Source organism: Streptomyces sp. NBC_01775, from assembly GCF_035917675.1.
Classification (GTDB): domain Bacteria; phylum Actinomycetota; class Actinomycetes; order Streptomycetales; family Streptomycetaceae; genus Streptomyces.
The window spans coordinates 4,002,890-4,015,440 of the sequence record NZ_CP109104.1 but is presented as its reverse complement, the minus strand read 5'-3'; the positions used below and the strand labels follow the sequence as shown (position 1 = coordinate 4,015,440).

The window sequence follows — 12,551 nt, the reverse complement described above, 5'->3', positions numbered from 1 at the left end:
CCACGACGGCGAGGGCCCGGCGGCGGCCGGTGAACGCTTGCCGGGCAGCCGGGCAGCCGGGCAGCCGGGCAGCGGGGCAGCGGGGCAGCGGGGCAGCGGGTCAGCCGTCAGCGCCCGGTTCTCCCGGGAGGCCCAGGCCCAGCAGCGTGCCCGCGGTGAGGGCGACGCGGTCGGGGAGGTCGGCGAGGATGACGTGCTCGTGCCGTGCGTGCGCCCCGTCGCCGGTGGCACCCATGCCGCACAGGACCGGGCGGCCGAGTGCGGCGACGAAGTTCGCGTCGCTGCCGCCGCCGACGAACAGCTCCGCCAGGGGCCCCCGGATCCCGGTCGCGACACCGTCGGCCAGCGCGAAGAGGCGGCGGCCCCCCGCTCCCGGCAGCATCGGCGGACGGTTCCAGCCGCCGTCGACGGCGACGGTGACCCGGGGGTCCTTGGCGACCAGCCCCGCCAGGACCTGGTCTATTCGCTCGATCTCCGCCTGCGTGCTGACCCGGACGTCCACGAGACAGGTCGCTTCGCCCGCGATGACGTTGCGGGCCGTACCGCCGCTGATACGGCCGACGTTGACGGACGTACCGCGCTCCAGATCGGCGGCGGCGACCAGGCTCTGGATGACATCGGCCAGCCCGTGGACGGCGCTGGCGCCCTTGGCCGGGTCGAGACCGGCGTGTGCCTCCAGGCCCTTCACGGTGATGTTGAAGATGCCGACGCCCTTGCGGCCCGACTTGATCCCCCACTCGCCGCCCGGTTCGAGCACCAGCGTGGCCGCCGCGTCGTCGGTGGCCCGTTCGATGAGGGGGCGGGAGACGACGCTGCCGGTTTCCTCGTCACCGTTGAACACGAACCGTACGGTGGGCCGCGGCAGACCGAGTTCGCGCAGGGCGCGCAGGGCCCAGATCCCCTGCGCCAGACCGGCCTTCATGTCGAAGACCCCCGGGCCCGAGGCGGTCCCTTCCGAGAGGGTGAACGGCCAGTCGACGGCGGTCCCGGCCGGCCACACGGTGTCGTAGTGGCCGACGACCGTCGCCGTGGCGCCCGGGACGGTGCCGTCACCGGTGCCGTCGGCGATGCCCTCGTACTCGGCCTCGATGACGTCGCCGAGCTCGGGATGGCGGTGGCGTACGGTGCGGCTCGGCTCGCCCAGCCGCTCGGTCAGCAGCTCCTGGAGCAGGTCGGCGGTGGCGTCGAGGAGTGTCTTGTCGTCGCTGGGCGACTCGTGTTCGACCAGTCGGCGCAGATCGGCGAGGTAGCCGTCCTGGTGGTCCTGGTCACGGCACCAGGCCGTGATACGCGCCAGCGCGGGGCCGTCGGGAACAGGCAGCGGGAGGGGGGCGGGTGCGGGTGCCGACATGGTGTGCGTGTCTCTCCGTTTCGATGATTTCTCGATGATTCGGTGGATGTGGCGCATCAGCGCGTCGGCGCCCCCGGGCCGAAGGGAAGGCCGACGAAGTACCAGGCCAGGAAGAGCAGAGTCCACACGACGAGCATCGACAGCGCGACCGGCAGCGTCAGCGACATCAAGGTGCCGATGCCGGCCGTTGGCCGGTAGCGGCGGACGAAGCCGAGGCAGAGTGCGAAGTACGGGCTCATCGGGGTGATGGGGTTGGTACAGGAGTCGGCGATCCGGAACAGCGCCCAGGTGGTCTCGGGGGCGACCTCCATCAGCATCAGCATCGGCACGAAGACCGGGCCGATCAGTGCCCACATGGCTGAGCCGCTGGTCAGGAGCAGGTTCATCACGCTGACGACGAGGATGACGCCGACGAAGATGACCGCGATCGGCACGCCGGAGGAGTCCAGCAGCTCCGCTCCGCTGATGGCCATGACCTCGCCGATGGAGGTCCACTTGAAGTAGGCGAGGAACTGCGAGATCGCGAAGAACAGCACCAGGACGGGGGTCAGCTCACGGAGCCCCGCCGCCATCATCTCGGGGACGTCCTTCGCCGTGCGCACGGCACCCACCGCCCGCCCGTAGGCGATACCGGTGGCGAAGAAGATCAGGGACAGGAAGACGGCGATGTTGTGGACGAGCGGGGAGTCGATGATGGCGCCGTGCTCGCCGCGCAGGGGTGATCCCGCGGGCAGGGCCGCCACCGCGATCGCGGCCACCAGCGCGAGGGTGGTGAGCGCGGCGGCGCGCAGCCCACGGCGCTCGTCGCCCGTGAGCGACAGATCGGGCAGCTCCTCGGCCCCGGAACCGGTCTCGGCCCCGGAACCGCCCCCGGTCCCGGAACCGGTCCCGGACTTGGCCTCGGTCCCGGCCTTGGCCTTAGCACCGGCCTTGGCCTCGGCACCGGAACCGGCCTCGGTCCCAGCTTCGGTCCCGGCCCTGGTCCCGGCCTCGGCCGCCTTCGCCGCGTCGTCGGCGGCCATCATCGCCAGTCTGCGGGTCAGCAGCGTCTCGGCGACCAGGGTGATGACCAGCGCCAGAACGACGGAAGAGGCGAGCGAGAAGAAGTAGTTGGCCACCGGGGTGACCGTGTACGAGGAGTCGATGGTCTGTGCCGCCGCCGTCGTCAGCGCGGCCAGCGTGGCGTCCGAGGGGGTGACGAGCGGGCTGGCGGCATGTCCGCCGGAGACCGAGACGAAGGCGACCACCGCGCCCAGCACGGGGTTGCGCCCGACGGAGCGATAGGCGATCGCGCCCAGCGGGATCATGACCACGAACGCCGCGTCGGAGGCGATGTGGGCGACCATCCCGGTCAGCGCGATCATGAAGGTGACGGCCTTGGCCGGGACCTTCGCCAGCGCGGCGCGCAGCATCGCGGTCAGCATCCCGGCCTGGTCGGCGACCGACACACCGAGCATGACGACGAGGACGACCCCGAGCGGCGGGAACGTCGCGTAGTTCTCGATCAGTCCGTCGAGCATCATCGTGACGCCCGCGTCCGAGATCAGGCTCCGCACCGCGATCGTCGCGCCGTCCTTGGGCGATTCGGCCGAGACGCCCAGCCCGTGGAGGCCCCAGCTCAAGGCGAGCAGGAACCCGCTGAGTATCACGAACAGCCAGAAGGGATGCGGCAGCCGGTTGCCGACGCGCTCGATGACGCCGAGCGTCCGCAGCGTGAACGCCACGGAGCCCGATTTCACCGGGCGCTTCACTGTCGTCTTGGTCGCCACATCGACCCCTCTCTCCTCGTCGAATGGCTTATTAATTCGCCATGAGACTTCAGAGCGGTTGAATGTGTCAATAAGTTAGCGACGTTCGGCTGTTTCACCCGCGTAACTTCCTGATGATGAGGAAGCTAGGATCAAGGACATGTCCTCGCCCACCGAGCACACCGAGCCCACCGTCAACACGCGACGGTCATCGACGCGCCCGGAGGAACGGCTGCTCGATGACGTCGATCTCGATCTGGTCGCGGCGCTCCAACTCGCGCCCCGTACGCCGGTCAACGCCCTCGCCGAGGTGCTGGACAGCTCGCCCAGCACCGTCGCCCGCCGGCTGTCACGGCTGCGCACGGAGCGGCTGCTGCGGGTGGGTGGCCGGCTGGACTGGCCGCTGATCACCACGGAGAACCCGCGCCAGGTGTGGATCAAGTGCGAACCGGGTCGCTCGCAGGAGGTGGCCCAGCGCATCCTGGCACTGGCCGAGGTACAGACGCTGCTGTTGACGACCGGCAGCGCCGACATCTATTGCAGCGTCTACCCGCTGCTCGGCACCGACATCTTCGACCTGCTGACCAACCGGCTGCCCGGCATCCCGGGCGTCGTCTCCACCGAATCCCAACTGGTCCTGCGCGCCTACACCATGGGCCAGACCTGGCGGCTCCACCGGCTCGGCGACGAGCAGGCCGACCGGCTGCGCGAGCACGCCGTACAGGTCACCCAGGAGCGGCGGACCTCGCCCGACCAGCTGTCGGAGCTGGAGCGGCGCACTCTGGAGCTGATGGTGGCCAACGGCCGGATCCCGGCCGCCGACATCGCCCGCGAACTGGACGTCAGCCGTTCGACCGCGTACCGCACCTCACAGTCGCTCCTGGAGTGCGGCGCCCTCCAGCCCAGGGTGGAGATCGAACCCACGCTGCTGGGCTTCCCGCTCAACGCCCTGATGTCGCTGACCGTGCTTCCCCAGGCGATTCCCGGCCTGCTCGACACCCTGGGCAACCACCGGTCCGCCCGCTATGTGTCGATGGTGGCCGGCTCCGCCTCGGTGATCCATTACGGCGTCTTCCGTGACGAGGAGGACCTGGCCCGCTTCATCACCACGGATCTCGGGGCCTTCCCGGAGGTCACGACGGTCAACACCTGTGTGGGCGTCCGTGTGCTGCGCCGCCACTGGACGGCGCGCGACGGGGTCCGCCTCGGCGACCGGGTCGACGGATTCCTGTCCCGCCGCGCGGAGTGATCCGCGCGGCGGGACAGGAACCGTCGATGCCGCTCGCTACGGGTCCGGCGAAGTCCGGTGCGGTTCGGCAGCGCCCCGAAGGGGCGCGGGGAACCGCGCGACCAGCCTGGGGGTACCTCCCTGCTCGAAGAGCTAGGGGGAGGACTCGCAGACGAAGCACCGGACCTCCCAGCGCAGCGGAGCGCTTACGCGGGAGCTGGGGCCGAGCCCACCTTGCTCTTGCCGGGGTCCTCGTCCCCTGAGCCCTTCCCCGAGCCGGAGGCACCCTGCTCCTCCGGCATCTTGAGGAACAGGGTCAGCACCATCGCGACCAGGTACAGGCCCAGGAAGACGATGGTCACGCCGCCCGCTCCGACCAGCGGGAGGAAGAGGCTGGCGATGGCGGGGCCGACGAACGTGGCGCCGCCCGCGCCCAGGTTGAGCAGGGCCATCGAGCCGCCCTTGTTCTCCGGCGCCATGTTCGGGATGAGCGCGGAGATCGGGACGAAGCCCGCGAGCGTGGCGCCGTAGAGCATGCCCGCCAGCACCGCGACCCAGTAGTAGTCGGGGCCCAGCCAGGTCGGCACGAAGTACAGCACCGTCACGCTGATCGCGCAGCCCAGGGCGCCGAACGTGGCGATCGTCGTACGCCAGCCGATCTTGTCGGAGACGGCGCCGAAGATCAGGTTGAAGAAGATGTTGGTGCCGTAGATGATCGCCAGCAGCTGGAGCCACTTGTCCGTGCCGAAGCCGACGTCGTCGGAGAAGATCCGCGGCAGGTAGACCAGCATGCCGAACTCGGGTGCGGTGTTGATGATCCGCACCAGGCAGCCGACCAGGACGCGCGGGTGGGTCCACACGATCGAGATGCTGTTGTAGAGGGATTCACCCGTGGTCACCTCGGGCGGTGCGAGCCGCTCGCCGCCCGCGCGCCGGTGCGCGCCCACCAGCGCGATCGCGCCGCCGATGAGGATCAGTCCGAGGGCCGTCCACAGCGTGCCCATCTCGCCGATCGCGGGGATGGTGAAGCTGGACCACAGGGAGCCGAGGGTGGGCAGGCCACCGGTGAAGGCGAAGTAGAACCAGCCGACGGCGGTGCCCAGCCGGGCCTTCGGGGCGCTGCCGGTGATCCACACCAGGAAGCCGAAGGCGAACAGCGGGTATCCGAAACCGCGGATGCCGTAGAGGATCAGCATCATCGGGTAGTTCTCGGTCTCCAGCGCGAAGACCAGGTACAGGGCGTCGAAGACGGCCCAGATGACGAGCCCCACCCACATCACCTTGCGCGGGCCCCACACCTGCGAGAGCGCGCCGGAGAACCAGGAGGCGAGCATCACGGCGACGCCGTAGACGGTGATGACGTAGCCGGCCTTCACATCGGTGCCCGCACCGTGATCAGCCATGTACGGCGCGATGAAGCCGCTCTCCACGCCGTCGCCGATCATGAACAGCAGGACGCCGATGTAGCCGAGGACCAGGGGCTTCGGCAGCCCGATGCGATCGAGCAGCCCCTTCCCGTTCCCCGCGTCTGGCGTCGCTAGATCCGGCATCGCGGCCTCCACTCTGAGGTAACCATTTGGTGCACCGCAGATACTCAGCCGCCCTGCGATAAATATCAAGGGGTGTGTTAAAACTAACCCGGTTCTTTGTTAAGCCGTGACTCGGAGGGCGACACCAAGCGGCGCACCAGCCGGCGACGCGAGCCGACAGCGCCGGGCCGCGCCCTCAGTCCGTGGCCAGCCGGACGTCCGTCAGCTTCCGCATCTCCGTCAGGACGTCGTCCTCGACGGGGCCGGTCAGCACGACATGGTCGAAGGAGCGCACCGGATCCAGCCGGTGCAGGGCGCTGCGGCCGACCTTGCTGTGGTCCATCAGCAGCACGCTCACCGAGCCCGCCTCGCGCATCGCGCGCTTGATGGCGACCATCTCCTGCTCCTGGTGATAGGTCATCTCCCCGGTCATCGCGGAGGTGGAGACCAGGGTCAGGTCCACCGAGAAACTCTTGATCATCTCCAGCGCCGACAGGCCGATCCACGAGTCGTGGGTGCGCGAGTACTCACCGCCCACGCCGATCAGCCGGACGTCCTCGACGGCCCGCAGCTCCTCGGTGATCAGCCGGTAGTTGGTGACCACCGTCAGCGGTCCGACCTGCGGCAGCAGCTTCGCCAGCGCCAGTGCCGTGGTCGAGTCGTCCAGCATCAGCGACATGCCCGGCGAGACGAACTCCAGCGCGGCGCGGGCCAGCGCGCCCTTCTCGTCCGGGTGTGCGTGCAGCCGGAAGTCCGAGCTGGACTCGAAGACCGTGGAGGGGAGTGCGGAGACCCCGCCGTGGTACTTGCGCAGGATGCCCCGGTCGGCCAGCTCGGCGATGTCGCGGTGCACCGTCATCAAGCTCACGCCGGTCAGCTCGGTCAGCTCCGCCACGGAGGCGTCGCCCTTGGCCAACACGTGGTCGACGATGAGCTGCTGGCGCTTCTGGCGCGTGGCGCGCGCGGGTCCCTGGGCGGTCATACCGACCATCCTGCACCCCTTCGGCCCCGCCTCACGCGCCGGACCGCCCTGAGTCTCACACGATGAGTGGTTTTCGTATCAGGTCATGAGTGACAGATAACAGTGTCAGTGTTAATTTGCAGGGAGCCGAACGTGAGGAGTACCGGCCGTGGCCGATGCAGTGGTGTTTGACATGGACGGAGTGCTCGTGGAGAGCGAGCACCTCTGGGAGGGCCTGTGGACCGCGTTCGCCGCAGACCGGGGCAAGCAGTGGGGCCCCGAACAGACCCGCAGCTGCCAGGGCATGAGCGCGCCGGAATGGGCCGGGTTCCTCACCGAGTTCGCGGGCGCGGGTGACAGCGCGGCCGACACCGAGCGCACCGTCGTCGACGGCATGATCAAGGCGCTGGAGGACGGCGAGATCGACCTGCTGCCCGGCGCCCGCGAGATGGTCACCGACTCCGCCTCGCTCGGCCCCATCGCGCTCGCCTCCTCCGCGCCGCGCCGGGTGATCGACGCGGTCCTCGCGCACCATGGAGTCGACCACCACTTCAAGGCGACCGTCTCCAGCGCCGAGGTGCCCCGGGGCAAGCCGAGCCCCGACGTCTACCTCGCCGCCGCCGAGAAGCTGGGTGTCCCGGCGGCGGACTGCCTCGCCGTCGAGGACTCCAGCAACGGGCTGCGCGCGGCGACCGCCGCGGGCATGACGGTCGTCGCCATCCCCAACCCGACCTACCCGCCGGCCGAGGACGCCCTCGCCGGTGCCACGTACGCGGCGTCCGACCACGGCGCCGTACGCCGCTACCTGCTCTCCCAGCTCAAGGAAGGTGACCGGGCATGACGGGCCCGATTCAGGTCCTCGCCTCCGGCGACCACTTCATCGCCCCCCAGCTCTTCGTCGACGCGCTCCAGGCCGCGGCGCCCGGCGCCGAGCTGGACTTCCGCACCCAGACCACCCAGTGGCCGCACACCCCCTTCGGGCCCGTGGGCAACGTCAAGGAGGCCAGCGGCACCGAGGACGAGCTGCTGGCGGCCCTCGGCGACGCGGAGATCGCCCTGGTCCAGATGGCGCCCTTCACCGAGCGCGTCATCCAGGCGTCCCCGCGGCTGAAGCTGATCGCCGTCGCGCGCGGCGGCCCCGTCAACGTCGACCTGGAGGCCGCCACCCGCGCGGGCATCCCCGTCACCTTCACCCCCGGCCGTAACGCCGCCGCAGCCGCCGAGTTCGCCCTCGGGCTGATGCTGGCCGCGCTGCGCCGCATCAACGTCTCGGACGCCGAGCTGAAGAGGGGCACCTGGCGCGGCGACTACTACGCCTACGACAACGCCGGCATCGAGCTGGAGGGCACCACCGTCGGCCTCGTCGGCTACGGCGCCATCGGCTCCATCGTCGCCCGCGTGCTGCGCGCCTTCGGCTCCCACGTGCTGGTCGCCGACCCCTACACCGACGCGGCCAAGGCCCAGGCCGACGGCGTCGAGCTGACCGGCCTGGACGACCTGCTGCGCCGCAGCTCGGTGGTCAGCCTGCACGCCCGCGTCACCCCCGAGACCCGGCACATGCTCAACGCCGACAACCTCAAGCTGCTCCCCGAGGGCGCCGTGCTCGTCAACTCCGCGCGCGGCGAACTCATGGACTACGCGCCGCTGCCCGAACTGCTGAAGACCGGCCGCCTGGGCGCGCTCGCCCTGGACGTCTACGACATCGAGCCGCCCCCCGCCGACTGGCCCCTGCACCAGGCGCCGAACGTCATCACCACCCCGCACCTGGCCGGCGCCACCCGCCAGACCGCCGATCGCGCCGCCGCCATCACCGCGGCCCAGGCAGCGGCCCATCTGCGCGGCGAGCGGCCCGAGTTCGTGGCCAACCCCGAAGTCTTCGCGGTGCCGGAGGGGCGGGCCCAGGGACAGCGGTCATGATCGTCGGGGTCGATGTCGGCACCTCCGTCACCAAGGCCCAGCTCCTCGCGCGCGACGGGCGCACCACCCCCGCGCACGAAGCCCGCTCCACCGTCTACACGCTCCCGGGCAACCGCGTGGAGCAGGACATGGACGAGGTCATCGGCACGGTCGTCACCGTCGTACGGGCCGCCGTCGCCGACGCCGCACAGCTCGACCCGAACGAGCCCATCGAGGCCCTCGCCCTGACCGGACAGGGCGACGGCCTGTGGCTGCGCGACGCCCAGGGGCGTCCCCTCGGCCGCGCCCTGTCCTGGATGGACGGCCGCGCCGCCGATGTCCTGGACCGCTGGACGGCGGACGGCATCACCCGCGAGGTGCACCGCCGCACCGGCTCCGGGATGTTCCCCGGCGCCGCGGGCCCGCTGCTCGCCCACCTCGCCGAGCACGAGCCCGAGCGGCTCGCCGCAGCCGACGTGGCCGGATACTGCGTGGACACCATCGCGCAGCGCTTCACCGGTCAGCGCACCGTCGACGCCTCGGACGCCTCGCTGCCCTTCTTGAACGTGGCCACCCGCCGCTACGACGAGGAGGCGCTGGAGCTGTGCGGGCTGGGCCGGTGGCGGCACCTGCTGGCCGAACCCGCGCCGCCCGGCGCACTGTTCGGGCTGCTGCCCAAGGTCGCCGCCGAACTGGGCCTGCCCCCCGGGCTGCCCGTCAGCGCCGGCCCGTTCGACATCCCCGCCTGCGGCTTCGGCTCCGGCCTCAGCGAGGTCGGCCAGGGCAACCTCATCATCGGCACCACCCTCGCCTGCCAGGTCCTCAGCGCCGACCCCGCGCCGCCCGGCGACGAGGCGGCCGGCATGGTCCTGGCCACCCCCTACCCGGACCGCTACCTCAAGGTCATGCCCGCCATGATCGGCACCGCCGGGCTGGACTGGCTGCTGAAGATGCTGGGCGTGCGCATCGAGGAACTGGACGCGCTGCTCGCCCAGTCGCCCTACGGCGCGGGCGGCGTCACCGCGCTGCCCTTCCTGTCCACCAGCGGCGAGCGCGCCCCCTTCGTGGACGCGCGTGCCCGTGGCCGCCTCGACGGCCTCTCGCCGCTGACCGGACGCGCCGACCTGGTGCGCGCCCTGTGCGAGTCCGTCGCCTACTCCGCGCGCCACTGCCTGGAGACCCTCGGCGTCTCCGCCGAGATCACCGCCTGCGGCGGCGGCGCGCGCTCCGGCGAATGGGGCCGCGTCTTCGCCGGCGTCCTCGGCCGCGACCTGCACGTACGTGAGGACGCGGTCGGCATCCGGGGCGCGGCACGCGTCGCCTGGTCGGCGCTCGGTGTGGACGCCGACGCGACCGGTGTGCCCGCGCGCACGGTGCGGGCCGACCCGGAGGCGGTCGAGTACTACGAGGCGGGCTACGCCGAGTATTTGCGCACCCTCGCCGCCGCCCGCGAATCCTGGTGAGACCTGTTCTCCGCCGCGCTTGGCGGGCAAGCGCGGCGGCCACCGGCCCGCAGCTGCCCCACAGGAGCGACTCATGACCCGACTCTTCAACGACCCGGCCCGCTTCACCGACGACATGGTGACCGGCTTCGCCGCAGCCCACCCCGAACACGTCCGCGCCGTCCCCGGCGGCGTCGTCCGCGCGAGCCGCCCCGGCACGGCGAAGGTCGCCGTACTGACCGGCGGCGGCTCGGGCCACTACCCGGCGTTCTGCGGCGTGGTCGGCCCCGGCTTCGCCGACGGCTCTGTGATCGGGAACGTGTTCACCTCACCGTCCGCCGCGCAGGCGCACTCCGTGGCGACCGAGGCCGAAAGCGGTGCCGGCGTCCTGTTCCTGTTCGGCAACTACGCCGGTGATGTCATGAACTTCGGCCAGGCAGCGCAGCGCCTGACCGGCGAGGGCATCCCGGCCCGCTGCTTCGCCGTCACCGACGACATAGCCAGCGCCACCGGGGGCTCCGACGAGGAGCGGGCCAAGCGGCGCGGCATAGCGGGCGGCTTCGTCGTCTTCAAGAACGCCTCGGCGGCGGCCGAGGAAGGGGCCTCCCTGGAGGAGGTCGTCCGGGTCGCCGAGCACACCAACGCCCGCACCCGCACCCTGGGCGTCGCCTTCGCCGGGTGCACCCTGCCGGGGCAGGGCGAGCCGCTGTTCACCGTGCCGGAGGGCCGGCTCGGGCTGGGCCTGGGCATCCATGGCGAGCCCGGCGTCAGCGAGAGCGAGCTGACCTCGGCCGAGGACCTGGCCCGCACCCTGGTGGAGGGCCTGCTGGCCGAGCGCCCCGCCGAGGCGGCCGGCAACCGGGTCGCCGTCTTGCTGAACGGCCTGGGCGCCACCAAGTACGAGGAGCTGTACGTCCTGTGGGCTTCGGTCTCCAGGCTGCTGGCCGAAGCGGGCCTGGAGCTGGTGCGCCCCGAGGTCGGCGAGCTGGTCACCAGCCTCGACATGGCGGGCTGCTCCCTCACTCTCACCTGGCTGGACGACGAGCTGGAGCGGCTGTGGCTCGCGCCCGCCGACACCCCGTCCTACCGCAGGGGCGAAGTCGCCCCCCAGGAACCAGCCGTGGCGGCACGAGTCCCCGAGCCTCGAGCCGCCACGGCTGCCCGCACCGAGGTGCCCACGGCGAGCGGCTCCGCCGTGGCCGTCTCCGCGGCGGCCGTCCGCGCGCTGCGCGCGGCCCACACCCTGCTGCACGACCAGGAGGAGCGGCTGGGCAGGCTCGACGCGGTCGCCGGGGACGGTGATCACGGGCGCGGCATGTGCAAGGGCGTGGACGCCGCACTCGCCGCCGCCGAGCGGGCCCACGCCGCGAACGCGGCCCCCGCCGCGCTGCTGGGCGCCGCCGGTGACGCCTGGGCCGCCGAGGCGGGCGGCACCTCCGGCGCGCTGTGGGGCGCGGGTCTGCGCGCGGCCGGTTCGGCGCTGCCCGCCGACCGGGCGGCCGAGCCCGCCGAACTGGCGGCGGCTGCCCGCGCGGCGCTGGAGGCCGTCACCGGGCTCGGCAAGGCGGCGCCCGGCGACAAGACGCTGGTCGACGCGCTCGACCCGTTCGTCACCGCCTTCCACGGCCGGATCGCGGAAGGAGCCGGCGCCGCCGAGTCGTTCGCGACGGCCGCCGGGGTGGCCCGTACGGCGGCCGAGGCGACCGCCGAACTGCGCCCCCGACTTGGGCGCGCCCGGCCGCTCGCCGAGCGCAGCGTCGGCACCGCCGACCCGGGTGCCATCTCGCTGGCGATGGTCTTGGACGAGGTGGCCACGGCACTGGCCACCGACGTCTGAACCGCCCCGCACCCCGCCCCCGCGGCCATCCCCTCACCTCTCGCCACCAGGAGGAACGCACCATGAGCAGCACCCCCGCACCCCGGCCCTTCCGCGTCGTCGTGGGCTGTGACGACGCCGGACTCGACTACAAGGAAGCGCTCAAGCGGGACCTCAAGGACGACGCACGCGTCGCGGAGGTCACCGACGTGGGGGTGGGCTCGGACGAGCACACCGCGTACCCGCACGTCGCGGTCGAGGCCGCCCGCCGGGTCGCCGAGGGCGAGGCCGACCGGGCGCTGCTGATATGCGGCACCGGCCTCGGCGTCGCCATCAGCGCCAACAAGGTCCCAGGCATCCGCGCGGTGACCGCGCACGACAGCTACTCCGTACAGCGCTCGGTCCTCAGCAACAACGCCCAGGTCCTGTGCTTCGGCCAGCGCGTCATCGGCCTGGAGCTGGCCCGCACCCTGCTGGACGAGTGGCTGGACCAGCACTTCGACGAGACCTCGGCCTCGGCCGAGAAGGTCGCCGCGATCAGCGGTTACGAGCGGGGCTGCTGAACCCGGCAGCGCCGGGC

10 protein-coding genes are annotated in these 12,551 nt (G+C 71.8%); 6 read left to right on the top strand and 4 right to left on the bottom strand.

The window, feature by feature from the left end:
- Window positions 1–100: 100 nt before the first annotated feature.
- Complete coding sequence (locus OHB04_RS17860; protein ID WP_326688691.1) at window positions 101–1,351, bottom strand: M20 family metallopeptidase; 1,251 nt, start codon at window positions 1,349–1,351, stop codon at window positions 101–103.
- A 56-nt stretch (window positions 1,352–1,407) separates the two neighbouring features.
- Window positions 1,408–3,120: an AbgT family transporter gene (locus OHB04_RS17855; RefSeq protein WP_326807792.1), complete on the bottom strand. Its 1,713-nt coding sequence runs from the start codon at window positions 3,118–3,120 to the stop codon at window positions 1,408–1,410.
- Window positions 3,121–3,259: 139 nt separating this feature from the next.
- Here OHB04_RS17855 and OHB04_RS17850 point away from each other — a divergent pair, with 139 nt between their 5' ends.
- Window positions 3,260–4,348 carry an Lrp/AsnC family transcriptional regulator gene (locus OHB04_RS17850; RefSeq protein ID WP_326688689.1) on the top strand — a complete coding sequence of 363 codons (1,089 nt, stop codon included), beginning with the start codon at window positions 3,260–3,262 and terminating at the stop codon, window positions 4,346–4,348.
- 185 nt (window positions 4,349–4,533) lie between these two features.
- Here OHB04_RS17850 and OHB04_RS17845 read toward each other — a convergent pair whose 3' ends face one another.
- Entirely contained in the window at window positions 4,534–5,877 is a 1,344-nt protein-coding gene (locus tag OHB04_RS17845; RefSeq protein ID WP_326688688.1) for an MFS transporter, read from the bottom strand.
- A gap of 175 nt (window positions 5,878–6,052) precedes the next feature.
- Window positions 6,053–6,838, bottom strand: a complete 786-nt coding sequence (locus OHB04_RS17840; protein ID WP_326688687.1) for a DeoR/GlpR family DNA-binding transcription regulator — start codon at window positions 6,836–6,838, stop codon at window positions 6,053–6,055.
- 148 nt (window positions 6,839–6,986) lie between these two features.
- Here OHB04_RS17840 and OHB04_RS17835 point away from each other — a divergent pair, with 148 nt between their 5' ends.
- The 5 genes from OHB04_RS17835 (at window position 6,987) to OHB04_RS17815 (ending at window position 12,534) form a co-directional block, all read left to right on the top strand.
- Window positions 6,987–7,658 (top strand): HAD family hydrolase, encoded by a 672-nt coding sequence (locus tag OHB04_RS17835; protein WP_326688686.1) that lies wholly within the window; start codon window positions 6,987–6,989, stop codon window positions 7,656–7,658.
- Window positions 7,655–8,734 (top strand): 2-hydroxyacid dehydrogenase, encoded by a 1,080-nt coding sequence (locus OHB04_RS17830; RefSeq protein WP_326807791.1) that lies wholly within the window; start codon window positions 7,655–7,657, stop codon window positions 8,732–8,734. Before OHB04_RS17835 ends, OHB04_RS17830 begins: the two co-directional genes overlap by 4 nt.
- Complete coding sequence (locus OHB04_RS17825) at window positions 8,731–10,176, top strand: FGGY-family carbohydrate kinase (RefSeq protein WP_326688684.1); 1,446 nt, start codon at window positions 8,731–8,733, stop codon at window positions 10,174–10,176. The genes OHB04_RS17830 and OHB04_RS17825 overlap by 4 nt, the downstream gene beginning before the upstream one ends.
- Before the next feature lie 73 nt (window positions 10,177–10,249).
- Window positions 10,250–11,992, top strand: a complete 1,743-nt coding sequence (locus OHB04_RS17820) for a dihydroxyacetone kinase family protein (RefSeq protein ID WP_326807790.1) — start codon at window positions 10,250–10,252, stop codon at window positions 11,990–11,992.
- A gap of 62 nt (window positions 11,993–12,054) precedes the next feature.
- Window positions 12,055–12,534 carry a ribose-5-phosphate isomerase gene (locus OHB04_RS17815; protein WP_326688682.1) on the top strand — a complete coding sequence of 160 codons (480 nt, stop codon included), beginning with the start codon at window positions 12,055–12,057 and terminating at the stop codon, window positions 12,532–12,534.
- Window positions 12,535–12,551: the final 17 nt, after the last annotated feature.